We start from the raw sequence: 17,961 nt of genomic DNA, 5'->3' as shown, positions 1-17,961 counted from the left end.
CTATGCACGATACCCCACTAGTGTTTATCGATATCGAAACCACCGGCACTCGGGCCACCCGTGACCGGATCACCGAAATCGCGGCACTGAAGGTAGTGGACGGTGACGTCGTCGACCGGTTTGTCTGCTTGACTCATCCTCAGACCAGTGTGCCCGCCCATATCAGTCAGCTCACCGGCATCTATGATGACATGCTGGCCAACGCCCCTACGTTTTCTGACATCGCCGAGAAGCTGCTGGCATGGCTCGGCAGTGCCTGCCTGGTCGCGCATAACGCGCGATTCGACGCTAGTTTCTTACGCAACGAGTTCAAACGCGCTGGCCATCGCTACCAACCTTCGGTGATATGCACGCTGCGCCTTGCAAGACGCTTACACCCGACGCTGCCCACGCATAACTTGACCGCTCTGCTGGCCCATTTCGATATTCCTAGGGCACGTCAGCACCGCGCCGAAGACGATGCCAACGCGCTATGGGAGCTATGGCTAACCTGGCGACGCGAATGTGAAACGGAGCGTTTTCAGGCGGCCCTTACCGACGAACAGCGCCATCGCAGTCTGCCAGCGCAGCTCTCCAGCGATCAGATCGCCGATTTGCCTAGCGCCCCCGGCGTGTATCTTTTTTACGGGCATAACCGTTTGCCGCTCTACGTGGGTAAAAGTGTCAATCTGCGCAGTCGAGTGCTGGGTCATTTTCAGCGCGACCATCAAGACGATAAAGAAATGCGTCTTGCTCAACAGATCCAGCATATCGAGTGGGAAGAAACCGCGGGGGATATGAGCGCTCAGCTACGCGAAGCGCAGCTCGTCAAGACGTTGATGCCCATCATGAACCGCCAGCTACGCCGCCAAGGGAGTCTGAAAACGTGGTACTGGCCGAGCGATGCCCTTTGCCCCACACTGGTGAGCGGCAAGGCCATCAGCCAGCCTCAGCCGGGCAAGCTGTTCGGTCTATTTAGGAGTGCCAAAGAGGCCAAAGAAGCGCTACGCAGCGTGGCCGAAGAGCACGGCCTTTGCCCTCGCGTATTGGGCCTGGAGAAAGGCAAAGGGCGTTGCTTTGCACAACAGCTAGGCAAATGCCGTGGCGCGTGCTGTCAGCAGGAACCGTTGGAAGCGCATAGCCTGCGCGCGCAGCGAGCACTGGCCAAACTGCAGGTGAGCGCATGGCCGTGGCCAGGCCGTATCGTCATCCGTGAGCAGAGCCGCCGAGGCGGCCCCATTGCGTATCATGTGGTCGACCATTGGTGCTACTTTGGGAGCGCCACGACCCACCGCTGCGCTCAAGCGCTGACGGGGGACGCGCCACAATTCGACATGGATACCTATCGCATTCTCAACCGCTTTTTGAACGACCCAGAGCAACATAACCTTACGATTGCGCCGCTATGAAAGCATCGATGGCTTGCTGAAACGCCTCGGGCTGGTCGGCGTGTAGCCAGTGCCCGGCGTTTTTGAGGGTGACGAGCCGGGCTCGCGGCAGCACCTCACGCAGCGCGGGCAGCATGTCGTCACTAACGTAGTGAGAGTCGGCGCCGCGCAGAACTAACGTTGCCCCCTCGAACGGGACATTCCCATCGGGCTTGCCGATGATATCCTCGTAGCCGCGCTTGATCTCGTCCAACCCCACCCGCACGCCCATCACGCCCTGCTCGTCTCGCACCAGGTTGGTAGCGAGAAAGAGTCGTGTGGGCCGTGAATCGACATGCTCCGCCAGCAAGGCATCCGCTTCACGCCGATTGGTAGGCTGACCTTCGCGCACCTGCTCAAGCGCGGCGAAGACGTCGTCATGGCCGTGCTGATAGGCCACTGGGGCGATGTCGGCCACCATCAGTGAGAGACAGCGCTGTGGGGCTTGGCGGGCCAGCGTGATGGCCACCTTGCCGCCCATGGAGTGCCCTAACACGTGGGCTTGCTCGATGCCCAACTTATCCAGCGCGGCTAACACGTCCTGGCTCATGGCCCGATAGCTCATGCCTTCGGCGTGGGGAGAACGTCCGTGGTTACGCAGGTCCACCGCGACCACCCGACGCTTTCGCTGCCACACTTTCAAGTGTGAACGCCAATTGTCGGCGCTACCGAGCAAGCCATGAATCACTACTAGCGGCTGGCTTGTCTCATCGGCCTCGGCGGGCAGGTCCATCACGTAAAGATCCACGGGGGCACGGTCGGTCATGCTACGTCCTTATCGGTTAAGCGGTTCGCGGTGAGGCGTCGTGTTGTCCCGTCCATACCACCAAGCGACGCGTGAGCCACGCCAGCAGCAGCCCATAAAGCGGCAGGAAGAACAGTAGGCTAATGCTCAGCTTAATAGCGTAATCGACGGCAGCAATTTCTACCCAGTGCTGCGCCATGAAAGGATCAGGACTGTTATAGAAGGCGGTGGCGAAGAAGGCAAACGTATCCGCTAGGTTGCCCAGGATCGTCGAACAAACGGGCGCGACCCACCAAGCCCACTGGCGCAAGCGATCGAACACCTGCACATCCAGCAGCTGGCCGAGCACGTATGCCAGAAAACTTGCCACTGCAATGCGGGCCACGAAAAGATTCCACTCGCCAAGCGCTTCGATGCCAGCGAAGCTGCCTCTCGGAAAAATCACGGATACGACGTAGGAGACCAGCAGCGCGGGAAACATCACGCGCAAAATAATACTACGCGCAGGTCCTTTACCGAACAGGCGAACCGTCAAATCAGTCGCCAGAAAGATAAATGGGAAACTAAAGGCGCCCCAGGTGGTGTGAAAACCAAATAGCGTGAAGGGTAGCTGCACAAGGTAGTTACTGGCGGCGATGATGGTGATATGGAAAGCGACCATCACCATGAGGCAACGGCGATGCTGAGCGTCGGTTAAAGCGAACATGCGAATTGACCTTTTTTTAATGGAGAGGGGTTAGGGAACCCTCAAAAAAGCGCCATAAGCGCTACTGGGGCGCGCATTATACGCGTTACCAGCAGTAATGAAAGGCAGTGGAACGTATCTAGCCGCCCCACCGCCCCGGCAGCTAGGCTCTTACAGGGCGGTGGCGCGTGCAGCACAGCATTAGTGATCGGTGGGAGTAGCCTGATCAGCGGCACCCACATTGCGTTCGCGCATCGCGGTATGCACATCGTCCAGGCTGGTCGGATCATCGATGGTAGAGGGTATCCCGAAGGATTTACCATCGGCGATATTACGCAGCAGTTTGCGCAATATCTTACCAGAGCGAGTTTTGGGTAACCGGTTGACCACCAGCACTTGCTTGAAACACGCAATGGGGCCTATGTGATCGCGAACCCGCTCGATGAGCTCGGCTTCAAGCGTTGCCTCATCGCCATTAAAGCCATCTTTGGGGATCACCAACCCGACCGGCACCTGACCTTTCAACTCATCGTGAATACCGATTACGGCGCACTCAGCCACGGCAGGATGCGCCCCCACCACTTCTTCCATTTCACCGGTAGAGAGACGATGTCCGGCGACATTGATCACGTCATCCGTACGCCCCATGATAAAAAGATAGCCCTCTTCATCGAAGTAGCCGCCGTCACCGGTCAAATAAAAACCTGGGTAAGCCGCCATATAAGCGCTATGAAAGCGCTGTGGGTCTCGCCAAATGCCTACCAGACACCCCGGGGGGAGCGGCTGCTTGATGACGACACTGCCCTGCTGCATGGCGGGTGCCTGTTCGCCATCGCGATCTACTATTTGCACGTCGAACCCAGGCACGGGGTATGTCGCAGAACCCGCTTTGGTGGGCGCCGCTTCGATGCCTGGCAGGTTGGCAGCAATCGGCCAGCCGGTCTCGGTTTGCCACCAGTGGTCGATCACCGGCACATCGAGCAGGTCGTCTAACCAGTGGAACGTAGGCGGGTCTAGACGCTCGCCTGCCACGTATAAGTGCTGCAAGCTACTGATATCGTACTGCTCTAACTGCTTGGCTTCGGGGTCTTCTTTTTTGATAGCTCGAAACGCCGTGGGCGCCGTGAAGAAGCTTTTCACTTTGTACTCATCAATCAAGCGCCAGAACGCCCCTGAATCCGGGGTCTTAACGGGCTTGCCTTCGTAGACGATGGTCGTGCAGCCGCGCAGTAGCGGTGCATAGACGATATAGGAGTGCCCCACCACCCACCCCACATCGGAGGCGGTGAACATGACGTCGCCGGGATTCAACCCATAGATGGCTTCCATGGAGTAGGCCAAGGCGACGGCGTAACCGCCGGTGTCACGCACCACCCCTTTCGGCTTCCCAGTGGTGCCAGAGGTATACAGTATATAAAGCGGGTCGGTGGCTTTGACGGGGACACACTCAACATAAAGCGCCTCTGCCTCCAGCGTCTGCCAATCCACATCGCCAGGCTGCAGCTCGACGCGGTGCACATCGCGCTGGTAGATCACACAAGCATCGGGCTTGAAGCTGCTTAGAGAGATAGCTTTGTCGACGATCGGCTTGTAGGGCAGCACTTTATCGACTTCGACACCGCAGGAGGCAGCGATGACCACTTTGGGTTCGGCATCTTCGATACGAACCGCCAGCTCATGGGGGGCAAAACCACCAAATACCACCGAATGAACCGCGCCCAAGCGGGCGCAGGCATACATGGCAATCATCGCTTCGGGCACCATGGGCATATAGATGATCACGCGATCACCTTTGTTCACGCCCAGCTTGGCGAGCCCGCCCGCAACATGCGCCACTCGATCGCGCAGCGCTTGGTAACTCAGCGTTTGTTTTGAGTTGGTGACCGGGGAGTCCCAGTAAAGCGCAGGCTGATCGCCGCGACCTTGCTCGACATGGTAGTCGATGGCGGCGTAGCAGATATTCAGCTCTCCATCGTGAAACCAGCGCGCATGCTGCTGCTCATCGTAATGGAGAATGGTGCTAGGTGGTGTGTACCAGGGCACTCGCTTGGCTTGCTCGGCCCAAAACATGTCTGGATGTTCGATGGCGTGTTGGTAGGTACGCTGGTAGAGGCTCATGGTGACCTTGTGATTATTGTGTCAATGAAAGAGCATCTTTAAAGCAAAGATGGATTGTCGACACTTTATAAAGTAATTCACCAACCCACCCTCATACTATGGGTGTAAACGCGACCAAAGACGCATCCAAACGCCAGTATTGTCGACAACGCACGACCTATTATCATTGATAGAGCGTTAAACCCATATTTGGACAAAAACCCCTAAATTACTGATCATTAAATAACCCAATCCTCGCGACGCGACGATGGCTACATAACCTATAACAACGCTGTCATAACAGTGTAGGCAAGGAGATTTTCATGTCTGCTTCTACGAGCGCCGCTACACGACTTCTGGAACATAATGGTCACGCCATCGAGGCGGGCACGCAATTGCTTAAAGCACTAGCCAACGAAAAACGCTTGCAGATTCTGTGCCTACTGGCTGAGAAAGAATTGTCAGTGACACAAATCAATCAGCAGCTCTCGTTGAGCCAATCGGCCTTGTCACAGCATCTAGCCATCTTACGTCGTGACCAGTTGGTCAATACCCGCAGGGAGTCACAAACCATTTACTACTCTCTGAGCAGTGAAAGCGCCAAGGCGATCATCGCCACCCTGGCGCAACACTATGCGGCGTAGCGCACCATCGCCGCCAGCCACCGATGTTAGCGGCGCTGCCACCCTGCGGCATCGACCACGCCTAGCGCCTTCACAATGGCATGCTCTACCCCCGCCGACACCGCCAACCCCACCTTACGGCTAAGTGTTTTCGGCGGCTCTAGCTTGACGCGGTACACCTGTGCGTTGGCGATCCGCTCCACCAGGTAAGCCTCACTGGTACCGATACTATCCACCAGCTTTTGCTCCAACGCTTCACTGCCATACCAAATTTCGCCTGTCGCGAGCGTGTCGATATCCATCTCTGGACGATGTCGGGAGACATATTCTTTGAACAAACGGTGCGTGTTTTCCAAATCATCGATGAACTTCTCGCGCCCCTCTTCGGTGTTCTCTCCCAGAACCGTCAACGTGCGCTTGTATTTACCGGCAGTCAACAACTCGACATCGATATCGTTACGTTTGAGCAAGCGGTGGATATTCGGCACTTGCGCCACTACGCCAATCGAGCCGATCACTGCAAATGGTGCGGCTTTGATGTGACTGGCCGTGCAGGCCATCATATAGCCCCCACTAGCAGCCACTTTGTCAATGCATACCGTCGTCGTCAGATCCGCTTCTCTGAGCCGGTCGAGCTGGGCGGCTGCTAGGCCATAGGCATGTACCAGACCGCCCGCTGATTCGAGCCTGACGATGACTTCATCATCGGCACTGGCTACGTCGATCACCGCAGACACTTCCTGGGCAAACCGTTCCGTCTGAGACGCTTTGATATCGCCATGAAAGTCCAAGACCCAAACGTTTTGTTGCGATGAACTGCCACTATGACCTTGTTTGGCTGCTTTTTGCCTGGCCTTCTCCTCCTGACGAAACGCTTTGATGAGCTTTTTACGCGCCCCTTGGACGGTCGTCGTCACACGCAGACGGCGCTGGCGTGCCCGGCGCTGATCATTGAGCGACTCGACATGCAGCTTCAGGCCATGTTCGCCAGTCTCTTTGCTGCGCATAACGATGATCAGCAATAGCCCGACGGCCCCCATGATCAGCGTGGTTTGCAGTAAGAATGTGCCCATTTCCACGACCCACTCAGCCATCGTCACTCTCCTCTGCTGTGTTTGAAACGTTTGCTTTTTTGTTTTCAATCAAGCCTGCTTTTGGCGTTAGTACCGCAGGCTTGATTAAAACAATTGTTTGAAATAATCTCATCCAAAACATGGTACGTTAATGACACCACTCACACTTAGGAACGATCCTATGTCATCCACCACACTTGATAAGTTGCAATCTCGCTTTAACCCCGAGGCGGCCAAAGGGATGCACGAAGTCTTTCAGTTTCACTTCGCCGATGCGGGCAGTCACTACTTGGATATCCAGGATGGTACGCTCGGCGTGCATGAGGGCGAGCACGACGATCCGTCGGTCAGCCTGAGCATGAGTACGGACACGCTGAAGGGCATCATGAACGGTGAGATCAATGGCATGACGGCGTTCATGACCGGTAAATTGAAGGCCACCGGTAACGTCATGCTCGCCACCAAGCTGACCAGCCTGTTCCCCAGCCAATAAACACGTCCTACTCGCGCCACCTTGCTAAATGCGTTTCAATCAAGTCGCGAGAAATGGAGTAAGGCGGCGGCAGCGACGGAAGCTGCCGCGGCGAGAACCATGCAGCATCGCTAATCTCTACACCATCGATCCGAATGCGCTTTGTCGTGGCCTCGGCAAAAAAACCCAGCATGAGCGAGTGCGGAAAGGGCCACGCCTGACTATGGTGATATCGTAACCGATCCACGTGCACCCCTACCTCTTCGAAAATTTCTCGATGCACGGCCTCCTCTGCAGACTCTCCCGGTTCGATAAAACCGGCCAACGTGGAGTAGCGCCCGGGAGGAAAGCGCGGACTGCGCGCTAGCAGCATCGCCTCACCGCTGGTGACCAGCGTAATGATACAGGGCGAAATACGCGGATAGTTACGGTGCCCACAGGCGTGACAGTGCATGGCAAACTCGGCTTCGAGCTTGGTGGCTCTTTCTCCGCAACGTCCGCAATAACGGTGATTCTCCAGCCAAGCACCCACTTGTAGTGCCGTCGACAGCAAGCTAAACCAGGATGCGGGCAACTGTCCCAGCCACTGTCGCCCCTCTATCCAGTCGTCGCCGGGTTGGGTTTCCACCAGCAGTGCCACCGGTTCATCGTACCAATAGCACAGTGGCTGCATCTGCTCAGTCCATGGTTGGAGAGGCTGCAGCGGCGATAGCTCACTCTTGATAGGCGCAGGCGCAATGTAACTGCGAGAGACACGTATCACATGCCCCTCTTTGACATGATGGGGGATTTGGCGCTTAAGCATCGGCAGCGGATCCGTCTAGCCAGCGCAACTGATGCGCCTCACATTTGGCCTGATGAGCTGCCCACTCCTCTTGGGTGGGGCGAATGACACGCAGTTGCCCAGGCGACAGTGATAAGCGACGCACCGAAAGACCTTCGTTCGCTTCATTCTGCTGACGCTTGTCACTGCCGCTATCGGCATCCAAGGTCAGCGCCGTTTGGCCGCCGGTCATGGCCAGATACACATCGGCCAGTATTTCGGCGTCTAGCAAAGCGCCGTGAAGTACGCGGTGTCCATTGTCGATATCATAGCGTTTGCACAATGCGTCGAGATTATTACGTTGCCCCGGGTGCATTTCACGCGCCATGACCAACGTATCGAGGATTCGGCAATGGTCTCGCACCGGTCCGAGCGCGGGTGCCCGACGGCGTTTGTTGAGCATGCCAAGCTCGTGATCGATGAACCCAACATCGAAGGGGGCATTGTGAATGACCAACTCGGCCCCTTCGATGAACGCCCAAAACGCATCGGCGATCTCAGCAAATACAGGCTCGTTCGCTACTTTAGCATCATCGATGCCGTGGACCGCGACCACCTCAGCGTCGATATGGCGCTCGGGATTGATGTACTGATGGTAAGTCCGTCCGGTAAAACGACGATTGACCATCTCGACGGCACCAATCTCCACTAAACGGTGCCCATCTTTGGGATCGATACCCGTCGTTTCCGTATCTAGGATGACTTGACGCATGCCGCTCTCCTTTGATGTTCATCGATGGCTTCGTTGGCCAGCTCATCGGCACGCTCGTTGCCTGGATGGCCGCTGTGCCCTTTCACCCAGTGCCACTCTACGCGATGGCGATGCGTCTCTTCATGAAGCGTTTTCCACAGTTCGGCATTTTTGACAGGCTGCTTGGCCGCCGTTTTCCAGCCGCGTTTGACCCAGTTATGAATCCACTGGGTAATGCCCTGGCGGACGTATTGCGAGTCTGTCCATAACGCAACGCTGCAAGGCTTGTTCAAAGCACGCAGTGCCATGATCGCTGCCGTCAACTCCATGCGGTTGTTGGTGGTCTCGGCCTCATAGCCTTTCAATGTCTTTTGATGGGGTCCGCTTTCCAACACGACTCCCCAGCCGCCTGGGCCCGGATTTCCTCGACAGGCCCCATCGGTATACACCGTTACCTGGGGCAGCCCCTCGGCTGCTTGCTTACTCACGTTCACTATCCTTTTTTAAACGACGCTGGCTCTTCGAGTGGCTCCAGGGAGCGCCCGTCCGCGTAGCGCCCAACGAAGAGGGCGCGATCGGAGCACTTAGACCAAATTTGACGCGCTGAACGGGGGCATGACGCTGGCGTCGTTGGGCTTGAATCATATAACTTTCGCCCAGCGGCAAATTATGCCGCCTCCCCCAAGCCTCCCAGCGCACACCGCAAGCTGTACTGAGTGGGCCACGAAAACAGCAGTAGTCTACGCGCTCAACCTCAAAGTCGACAAATGCCAACCAATCCTTTAAACGGTTCGCCGAACGCCAGTGGCCGTTCCAGGGAAAGGCCGTTTGTTGCTTGCGCCAGCGCTGTGTTAAGCCATTCAAACCGAGCGGGTTGAATCCAAACAGAACCAGAACGCCATTATCCGCCGTTACGCGAGCCGCCTCCCGAAGGGTATGGTGAGCCTCATGAAGGTGTTCCAGCCAGTGGTGAATGACCACCGTATCCAGGCAACGGTCAGGCAGTGCCCATTGATCCGGCGGGCACACCAACGAGGCATCGCTCTCTGCCAAGGCGCGGCTGGGAGCCCAGCGAATCGGGTGTGTAATCAATGACATACCCATCATTGCTGGCCCCATGCCCATTTCGAGACTGTGGCCGCCTTTGCGGCCTTCTACCACAGGGCCCAGGCAGGCACGTTGGGTTTCCCAAAGCGCTCGGCCTGCATCGGATTGCCAGTAAGCCTGCGCGCAGGTCAAGCGCTGCGCCAAGCTGTCGGCTTTTGGCGAATTTGACATAAACGGCGCTTCCCTCCACAGTAACGGCTTTTTAACGTCTATTTGTATCAGTTTTGCGCGCGACAGCGCATGGTTTGACTTTACGCATTTTTAGCATTCAAAGGATCTCGCCCATGATGAGCGTGACACCGATACCCGCCCTAAGCGACAACTATATTTGGCTCATAAGACAAGATACCAGTCAAAGCGTTTGCGTGGTGGACCCCGGTGAAGCAGCGCCTGTCATTGACATCCTCGAACGTGAGGCGCTCACCCTAGACACCATACTGATCACTCACCATCACCAGGATCACGTTGGCGGTTTGGATGCGCTCATCAAACGCTACTCTCCTCGCGTCATTGGCCCCGACAACCCTGACATCCAAGGAATCGACGTTCGCGTGAGGGACGGTGATCAGGTGCGCATCATGGGTCGCCTGTTCGATGTCATGGCGACACCGGGACACACTCTTGACCACATTAGTTATTTCGCTCCCGGCATTCCCGCCTTGCTTTTCTGCGGCGATACGCTGTTTTGCGCAGGCTGCGGGCGCCTGTTCGAAGGCACACCCGAGCAAATGTTCAGCTCATTGAATCGTTTAGCGGAACTCCCCGAGGATACACTGGTCTTTGCAGCGCATGAATATACGCAAGCGAACCTGACGTTTGCACGTGCTGCCGACCCTGACAATGACGCTGTGACATACGCACTGCAGGAGTGTGAGAAGGCACGGGCATTGGACCGGCCGACGTTACCCAGCACGATAGGACGCGAGCTGACGATCAACCCCTACTTGCGCGTGGGCACCGACAGCGTGCGCCAAGCGGCGGGATGCCAGGGGTCTAACGATGACAATCTCGCTACGTTCACCACTCTTCGGGAGTGGAAGAACCGTTTTTAAGAACGCTATCGACTAGAAACGAACTCGACTATGACCTATCGAACGATTCGCCAGCGCTTATTGTTAAGCGCTGGGAGTACCGTAGTAATGGGCCTTTTTTTGGCCGCTGCAGCCAGCTCACAAGCATCTGCCACCGATCCAAATCTGACCTATACCACCGTCAATGATGCCGTGGCGAATAATGGGAACGAACGCACCGCACGCTTCCAGCCCACTGCGCTGCATCACCACTTCTGGGAGTCGCTGGTACTGGAGCCCCAGGATGCGTGGAGCTCGCTACGCTCGAGCTTCCAGTGGCAGGATAAGAACCTTCCCGCCGATGCTCAATCCAGAGTCGATGAATGGATCGAGTACTATCGCTCTAGCCCGGAAAACATCGCGGCCATTACCGAACGTGCCACACCGTGGCTCGCTTGGATTGCTCAACAAGTGAGCGACCGCGGCTTACCCGGTGAAATCGCTCTGATTCCATTTGTCGAGAGCTCCTTTGACCCTAGCGCACGCAGCCATCTCGGTGCAGCCGGCTTATGGCAGTTCATGCCCGGTACGGGTGACGCATTGGGGCTAGTACGCAATGGCAACTATGACGGCCGATTGGATGTGGTCACTTCGACGGAAGCAGCGCTGGATTATCTGGAAATGCAGGCCGATGAGTGGTACGAGGGAGATCTGATGCTCTCGCTAGCCGCTTATAATGCGGGCGCAGGCACTGTTAACCGTGCCCAGCGCCATGCACAGAGTCAAGGGCTAGCTGGCAAATATTGGGACCTATCACTGCCCCATGAAACCATGCAGTACGTACCCAAGTTAAAAGCCATTGCCACCATCATCAACGAACCTGACAAGTATGGCGTCAAGCTGCCGGACATCCATCCAGATCCTGCCTTTGCCAAAGTGCAGCTGGAGCAGCCCGTCAGCTTGGCACAAGCATCCCAACTATTGGATGTCAGCCAATCAGCGCTAGCCGAGCTAAACCCTGGTCTGCTCAATGGCAGCCTCGACCCACGTAGCGCGCAGACGCTCCTGGTGCCAGAAGAGGTAGATACGCAGGTATTAGCTCAGCTTTCGCAAGCCAACGACACGACGCTGGCCTCGACCGCTACCCCAGAGGTGCATCGCGTCGAGCGAGGGGATAATCTGTCAACGATTGCTGCCCGATATAACGTTGATCAGCAAGACTTAATCCGCTGGAATGCTATCGAGCGCCCCGAAGCCCTTCAGCCTGGGCAGCTACTGTCACTCTCGGATCAGTAGCAGAGCCGATAGCACAGTCATACACGGGCATTATAACGTTGAGGCAAGGTTACAACAGGAAGTTTACCGATGGCACGCAGCGTCATGCTCAAAAAGACGGGATTATTGATCAGCACACTGCTGCTGAGCTGTTCGTTATGGGCCTCGGAAGAGATGCTTGGCAGCGCGCCCAGTACCGTCCCGGTCGAGACGGTACATGGGCTATCGCTTTACGATAGCCCGGCGCTACCCGAAGATTTCGCCTACTTCCCCCACGTCAACCCTCAAGCGCCCAAAGGTGGCTCCATCACTCACACTGCGGTCGGCGGCAGCTTCGACTCGACCAATCCCTTCATCATTCGCGGTACGCCAGCCACCGGCATCTCGCAAATCTATGACACGTTGATGGCGAGTAACCCCAACGAGCCTTTTAGCCTTTACGGCCTGTTAGCAGAAGGCGTGCGTTTGGATCCGGAGCGTCGCTGGATCGAGTTTGACCTGCGCGAACAAGCCCGCTTTCAGGATGGAGAGCCCCTAACCGCTTACGACGTCGTTTTCTCTTTCGACCTTCTTCGCGAACAGGGCAACCCTTTTTATGCCAGCTATTACGCAGGCGTCGAGCAAGTCATCGCGTTGAACGAGCATCAGGTTCGCTTTGAATTCAATGACACCGACTCTCGAGAGCTGCCCCTGATCGTGGCGCAGCTTCCCATCCTACCCCGACATTATTGGGAGCCTCGTGATTTTAGCGCTCCGACGCTTGCCGCTCACCCTGGCTCAGGACCATACCGTATTAGTGAGGTAGACCCTGGGCGTCGCATCGTTTATCAGCGCGACGAAAACTATTGGGGTAAAGACCTGCCCGTCAATATCGGGCGCTATAACATCGATCGGGTCATCTACGAGTACTACCGGGATCGGGACATTGCCTGGGAAGCGTTCAAAGCGGGCCTCACTGATTTTCGTATCGATGCGCGTGCCGCCACCTGGGCCATCGGCTACGATTTTCCTGCTTACCGTGACGGGCTAATCGAGAGGATTACCGTACCCGACGTTAACCCATCGATGATGCAGGCGTTCGTTTTCAACCTGCGTAAAGAAAAGTTTCAGGACCCACGTGTACGAGAAGCCTTGAGCCTGACGTTCGACTTCCCCTGGCTCAATACCAATATTTTTTACAACACTTACGCCCGAACCGAGAGCTTCTTTCAAAACTCCGAAATGGAGGCGGTCGGCATGCCTTCCGATGAGGAACTGGCGCTACTACAGCCATACCGTGATGAGCTTTTGGCGTCACATCGATCAGACAGGCTGTTTACGGCGCCCTTACCCATCGATCACCCGGTTGAACTACGCGAGCGGCTGCGGTTGGCGTTAAGCCTGCTTCGTGAGGCAGGCTACCGCGTTGAGGAGGGGGTACTGGTAGATGATCAGGAGCGCCCCCTCTCCCTCGAAGTGCTCCTATATGATTCAGGGCTGGAGCGCGTGGTACAACCGATGTTACGCAACATGGCACGCCTAGGCATCCAGACGTCCATGCGCATTGTCGATATCAACCAGTACCTTAACCGGGTGCGGGATTACGACTACGACATGGTCATTAGCCACTTTCCTCAATCCAATAACCCTGGTAACGAACAGCGCGATTACTGGACCAGCGCTGCCGCCGAAGCGCCACAGAGCCGCAACCGTATGGCGCTGGCCCATCCAGCCGTCGACGCATTGGTGGAAGAGATCATTCGAGCCGATGACCGGGAATCACTGGATACGGCCACCCGCGCCCTTGACCGTGTGCTACGTTGGGGCTTTTATGTGATTCCGCATTACCACTCTGGCGAGACACGCATCGCCGTGTGGGATAAGTTTGGCTACCCAGAACCTTTTCCTGATTACGCCATGGATCTCGATGCTTGGTGGGTAGATACCGAACGTGAAGCGGCGCTTCAGCGACGCAATCGCCGCCGATAGGCAAGCCTGCCCCGGGGTGAGTTTGAACGAATGCTGCCAACCATCGCTGATAACCAGCGCCGATAACGCTTGCCGACAACCCTCCTTGTTGTCGTCCATTCATGGAGTGCACTGTGGCTCGCTATACCTTACGCCGACTGCTACTAATGATTCCGACGCTGTTCGGTATCATGCTGCTCAACTTCATGATCGTACAAGCCGCGCCAGGCGGGCCGATCGATCAAATGCTGGCTCGCTTCGAAGGTGCCAATGCCATGGCCAGTACACGCTTGGACATGGGCGGTGCGGATGTTCAGATCAATGATGATTCCCGTGGCGCACGGGGCATCGACCCGCGCTTCATCGAGCAGCTCGAACAGCAGTTTGGTTTCGACAAACCTGCCCATGAACGCTTCATCAGCATGATGACGGACTACCTAACCTTTGATTTTGGCACCAGTTTCTTTCGTGATCGTCCGGTGATCGATTTAATGATAGAGCGGCTCCCCGTGTCGGTGTCACTCGGCCTATGGACCACCTTGCTGGTCTACCTGATTTCCATTCCTCTGGGCATTCGCAAAGCGCTACGCCATGGCTCGCGTTTCGACGTTTGGACATCGGGGCTGGTGATCGTTGGCTACGCCATTCCCGGCTTCCTATTCGCCATTCTACTCATCGTTCTGTTTGCTGGGGGAACCTATCTAGATTGGTTTCCGCTACGCGGGCTAACCTCGCCAGACTTTGACGACCTGTCGGCATGGGGCAAGATAAAAGACTACTTCTGGCATATCACGCTGCCCGTTATCGCGGCCTCAATCGGCAGTTTTGCCACCCTGACCATGCTGACCAAAAACAGCTTTTTGGATGAAATACATAAGCAGTACGTGCTCACCGCACGCGCCAAAGGTGCCGATGAGCAACGCGTGCTCTACGGGCACGTGTTTCGTAACGCCATGCTGATCATCATCGCTGGGCTGCCATCAGCCATGATTGGTATTTTCTTTACCGGTGCGCTGCTCATCGAAGTGATTTTCTCACTGGATGGCCTTGGTCTGCTTGGTTTCGAGGCCGTCATGCAGCGCGACTATCCGGTCATCTTTGGCACGCTCTTTCTCTATACCGTGATTGGCCTGCTGCTCAAACTGGTATCGGATCTTACCTACGTGTGGGTCGACCCGCGCATCGATTTCGCGTCGAGGGAGTCTTGATATGTGCGCAATCACCTCTCGCCTATCGCCCATCACGCTTCGGCGACTCGCCGCGTTTCGCGATAATCGCCGCGCGCGGGTTTCGCTGTGGCTGTTCGCCGTTCTGTTTATCATCAGCTTATTCGCCGAGCTCATCGCCAACGACAAACCCATCGTCATGCAGTACGACGGTCAGTGGTACGTGCCGCTATTGGTCGATTATCCAGAAACCGAGTTTGGTGGCTTTTTACCGACCCGCACGGATTATCTAGACCCCTTCATTCTGCAACAGATTAGCAACCACGGTTGGGCGCTCTGGCCCCTCATTCCGTTCTCTTACCAAACGCTGGATATGCAGATGACGCGCCCGTCCCCTGCACCGCCGGACCGCCGCCACTGGCTAGGCACCGATGACCAAGGCCGCGATGTCTTGGCCCGCGTCATTTACGGCTTCAGGCTCTCTGTGGCGTTCGCGCTGGTATTGACGGCGGGCTCGCTGGTGATCGGTGTTATCGCAGGCGGCGTGCAGGGCTATTTTGGTGGCAAAGTCGACTTGATCGGTCAACGGATCACCGAAATCTGGTCGGGACTGCCGGTGCTGTTTTTGCTGATCATACTGGCAAGCTTCGTACAGCCAGGCTTTTGGTGGCTGCTAGGTATCATGCTGCTCTTTTCCTGGCTGGGGCTGGTCGACATCGTGCGCGCCGAATTTCTGCGCGCCCGCAACCTGGAGTACGTCCGCGCCGCAAAAGCCATGGGGTTGCCCTCTCGCCTGATCATGTGGCGCCACGTGCTGCCCAATGCAATGGTCGCTACCCTAACGTTCATTCCGTTCATTTTTACCGGCGCCATTGGGACCCTAACGGCACTGGATTTTCTAGGTTTTGGATTGCCACCCGGGGCCCCGTCGCTCGGGGAACTCGCCGCACAGGGCAAGAACAATCTGCATGCGCCGTGGCTTGGCATCACCGCCTTCATGACCCTAGCCATCATGCTGTCTCTGTTGGTGTTTATCGGGGAAGGCTTGCGCGATGCGTTCGACCCGCGCCACGTTAAGCAGCGTCCCTCTACTGTCCAGGAAACGACTCATGTCTGAGCCAACCCCACAACCGCTGCTGACACTCGATGGACTCACGGTGGCCTTTGATGACAAGGTCGTTGTAGATGACCTTTCACTGTCGGTAAACCCGGGTGAAACGCTCGCGATCGTTGGCGAGTCTGGGTCAGGAAAGTCGGTCTCTGCGCTGGGTGCCATTGACCTATTGCCCAGCAATGCAGAAGTGCGCGGTCGACGTTGGCTAGAAGGCATCGATCTAGCACAGCTAAGCAAACGTGACTGGAACGGCATTCGCGGCAACCGCGTGGGGTTCATTTTTCAGGAGCCGATGACGTCACTCAACCCTCTGCATCGCATCGGCAAGCAAATTGGCGAAACCCTCCGACTACACCAAGGCCTAAATGGCCAAGCGGCCCGGCAGAGAGCCAAAGCGCTTCTCGAGCAGGTCAAGCTGCCTCGGCCAGAAGAACTTCTGGACGCTTGGCCCCACCAGCTCTCCGGTGGCCAGCGCCAGCGGGTGATGATCGCCATGGCGATTGCTAACGACCCTGCACTATTGATTGCAGACGAACCGACGACCGCGCTGGATGTGACCGTGCAACAGGACATCCTCGCGCTACTCAAAGAGCTACGTGACCGTCACGACATGGGCGTATTGCTGATTAGCCACGATCTGAATCTGGTCCGTCGTCATGCCGATCGCGTTTGCGTCATGTACCAAGGCAAGTTGCAGGAAAGCGGTCGAGTAGAGGACGTGTTTCGCCGACCGCAAAGCGATTACACTAAAACGTTGATTGCCGCTGAGCCTGAGGGCCGCCCAGCCGAACCTTCGAACACTCACTCTTTGCTGACCACTCGACAACTCCGGGTCAGTTTCGCGCGCCCTAAAACACGCCTATTCCAGCGTCAACCGCCCGCATTCGAAGCGCTAAAAGCCACTGACCTCACCCTTACACCAGGTGAAACACTAGGCATCGTCGGCGAGTCGGGATCTGGAAAGACGACCCTTGCCTCCGCCATCATGCGCTTGGTAGCGAGCCAAGGCGACGTCAAGCTGGGCGACACGACGCTGAGCCAGTTCACTGGGGAAGCGTTACGCCGTCAGCGCCACCGTTTTCAAATGGTGTTTCAGGACCCATATGGCGCCCTATCTCCCCGTATGCCCGTGTTCGATATCATCAGTGAAGGGTTACGCTTTCACTTCCCAACGCTGAGTGAGATGGAAGTGACCGAGCGAGTTCACCGCACTCTCAGTGAGGTCGGCTTGCCAAAGAGCTGCGCCGACCGCTACCCTCATGAGTTTTCCGGTGGCCAACGACAACGCATTGCCGTCGCTCGAGCGATCATTTTAGAGCCGGAGCTTCTTGTGCTGGACGAACCCACTTCTGCGCTCGACCGTACCGTGCAAAAGCAGCTCGTGGTGCTACTACGCGACCTTCAAGCACGCCGCCAGCTCAGCTATTTGTTCATCAGCCATGATCTCGCCGTGGTGCGCGCCATGGCTCACCGAATCATGGTGCTAAAAGATGGCGAAGTGATCGAACAAGGGAACTGCCTAGAGGTCCTGGCCGCCCCTCGCCACCCCTATACCAAGGCCCTTATCGAAGCGGCACACCTCTACTAATACGTCCCTTTTGTCGTTGGTTAACCGTTTAGTCTGTCATTTTTAAAAGGTGACGTTGGCTTTGAGAAGCGTCAACAATTAAGATAACGGTATAAAAAAGCACGCACTAAAACGCTGCCTTCAGCAGTATGCTGCGGGC

General features: G+C 56.5%; 16 protein-coding genes and 1 pseudogene. 9 read left to right on the top strand and 8 right to left on the bottom strand.

Annotated elements, in window-relative coordinates; all coding sequences use genetic code 11:
* Window positions 1-2: 2 nt before the first annotated feature.
* On the top strand, window positions 3-1,388 hold the full coding sequence (locus FRH_RS14520; protein ID WP_281997078.1) for an exonuclease domain-containing protein: 1,386 nt from the start codon (window positions 3-5) through the stop codon (window positions 1,386-1,388).
* Here FRH_RS14520 and FRH_RS14515 read toward each other — a convergent pair.
* The 3 genes and pseudogenes from FRH_RS14515 to FRH_RS14505 all read right to left on the bottom strand — a co-directional run.
* A complete protein-coding gene (locus tag FRH_RS14515; protein ID WP_139527667.1) occupies window positions 1,369-2,172 on the bottom strand; it encodes an alpha/beta fold hydrolase in 804 nt (267 codons plus the stop codon). The two genes, FRH_RS14520 and FRH_RS14515, sit on opposite strands and share 20 nt — an antisense overlap.
* Window positions 2,173-2,188: 16 nt before the next feature.
* Window positions 2,189-2,857 carry a 7-cyano-7-deazaguanine/7-aminomethyl-7-deazaguanine transporter gene (locus tag FRH_RS14510; protein ID WP_139527669.1) on the bottom strand — a complete coding sequence of 223 codons (669 nt, stop codon included), beginning with the start codon at window positions 2,855-2,857 and terminating at the stop codon, window positions 2,189-2,191.
* A 180-nt stretch (window positions 2,858-3,037) separates the two neighbouring features.
* A pseudogene (locus tag FRH_RS14505) lies at window positions 3,038-4,960 on the bottom strand (propionyl-CoA synthetase); the annotation flags it as partial.
* Window positions 4,961-5,256: 296 nt separating this feature from the next.
* On the opposite strand from FRH_RS14505, the gene FRH_RS14500 reads away from it, so the two are divergent.
* On the top strand, window positions 5,257-5,577 hold the full coding sequence (locus tag FRH_RS14500; protein ID WP_139527673.1) for a metalloregulator ArsR/SmtB family transcription factor: 321 nt from the start codon (window positions 5,257-5,259) through the stop codon (window positions 5,575-5,577).
* A 26-nt stretch (window positions 5,578-5,603) separates the two neighbouring features.
* Here the strand turns inward: FRH_RS14500 and sohB are convergent, their stop codons facing one another.
* Window positions 5,604-6,650 (bottom strand): protease SohB, encoded by a 1,047-nt coding sequence (gene sohB / locus FRH_RS14495; RefSeq protein WP_281997077.1) that lies wholly within the window; start codon window positions 6,648-6,650, stop codon window positions 5,604-5,606.
* Between the two features lie 160 nt (window positions 6,651-6,810).
* On the opposite strand from sohB, the gene FRH_RS14490 reads away from it, so the two are divergent.
* Window positions 6,811-7,122, top strand: coding sequence for an SCP2 sterol-binding domain-containing protein (locus FRH_RS14490; protein ID WP_139527677.1), 312 nt, complete (start codon window positions 6,811-6,813; stop codon window positions 7,120-7,122).
* 7 nt (window positions 7,123-7,129) lie between these two features.
* Here the strand turns inward: FRH_RS14490 and nudC are convergent, their stop codons facing one another.
* From nudC to FRH_RS14470, 4 genes are read right to left on the bottom strand one after another with little or no spacing between them, the layout of a single operon-like run.
* The gene (gene nudC / locus FRH_RS14485; protein ID WP_281997076.1) at window positions 7,130-7,906 is read right to left on the bottom strand and encodes an NAD(+) diphosphatase; all 777 of its coding nucleotides are present in this window, start codon (window positions 7,904-7,906) and stop codon (window positions 7,130-7,132) included.
* Complete coding sequence (gene dnaQ, locus FRH_RS14480) at window positions 7,899-8,636, bottom strand: DNA polymerase III subunit epsilon (RefSeq protein ID WP_281997075.1); 738 nt, start codon at window positions 8,634-8,636, stop codon at window positions 7,899-7,901. Before dnaQ ends, nudC begins: the two co-directional genes overlap by 8 nt.
* Window positions 8,618-9,103 carry a ribonuclease HI gene (gene rnhA, locus FRH_RS14475; protein WP_239296900.1) on the bottom strand — a complete coding sequence of 162 codons (486 nt, stop codon included), beginning with the start codon at window positions 9,101-9,103 and terminating at the stop codon, window positions 8,618-8,620. Before rnhA ends, dnaQ begins: the two co-directional genes overlap by 19 nt.
* Window positions 9,096-9,893, bottom strand: a complete 798-nt coding sequence (locus FRH_RS14470) for a methyltransferase domain-containing protein (protein WP_281997074.1) — start codon at window positions 9,891-9,893, stop codon at window positions 9,096-9,098. The genes rnhA and FRH_RS14470 overlap by 8 nt, the downstream gene beginning before the upstream one ends.
* A gap of 113 nt (window positions 9,894-10,006) precedes the next feature.
* On the opposite strand from FRH_RS14470, the gene gloB reads away from it, so the two are divergent.
* The 6 genes from gloB to FRH_RS14440 all read left to right on the top strand — a co-directional run bounded on the left by gloB (window position 10,007) and on the right by FRH_RS14440 (window position 17,822).
* The gene (gloB, locus tag FRH_RS14465; protein ID WP_139527686.1) at window positions 10,007-10,774 is read left to right on the top strand and encodes a hydroxyacylglutathione hydrolase; all 768 of its coding nucleotides are present in this window, start codon (window positions 10,007-10,009) and stop codon (window positions 10,772-10,774) included.
* Between the two features lie 30 nt (window positions 10,775-10,804).
* Window positions 10,805-12,028, top strand: coding sequence for a transglycosylase SLT domain-containing protein (locus FRH_RS14460; protein WP_281997073.1), 1,224 nt, complete (start codon window positions 10,805-10,807; stop codon window positions 12,026-12,028).
* Window positions 12,029-12,097: 69 nt separating this feature from the next.
* Window positions 12,098-13,975, top strand: coding sequence for an extracellular solute-binding protein (locus FRH_RS14455; RefSeq protein ID WP_219863688.1), 1,878 nt, complete (start codon window positions 12,098-12,100; stop codon window positions 13,973-13,975).
* A 113-nt stretch (window positions 13,976-14,088) separates the two neighbouring features.
* Entirely contained in the window at window positions 14,089-15,162 is a 1,074-nt protein-coding gene (locus FRH_RS14450; RefSeq protein ID WP_139527693.1) for a microcin C ABC transporter permease YejB, read from the top strand.
* A 1-nt stretch (window position 15,163) separates the two neighbouring features.
* Window positions 15,164-16,237 carry an ABC transporter permease gene (locus tag FRH_RS14445; protein WP_281997072.1) on the top strand — a complete coding sequence of 358 codons (1,074 nt, stop codon included), beginning with the start codon at window positions 15,164-15,166 and terminating at the stop codon, window positions 16,235-16,237.
* Window positions 16,230-17,822 (top strand): dipeptide ABC transporter ATP-binding protein, encoded by a 1,593-nt coding sequence (locus FRH_RS14440; protein ID WP_281997071.1) that lies wholly within the window; start codon window positions 16,230-16,232, stop codon window positions 17,820-17,822. Before FRH_RS14445 ends, FRH_RS14440 begins: the two co-directional genes overlap by 8 nt.
* Window positions 17,823-17,961 lie beyond the last annotated feature (139 nt).

Source organism: Halomonas sp. A020 (genome assembly GCF_027943625.1).
Taxonomy (GTDB): Bacteria; Pseudomonadota; Gammaproteobacteria; order Pseudomonadales; family Halomonadaceae; genus Vreelandella; species Vreelandella piezotolerans.
The sequence above is the reverse complement of the archived record's forward strand: the minus strand, read 5'-3'. Positions and strand labels throughout refer to the sequence as shown.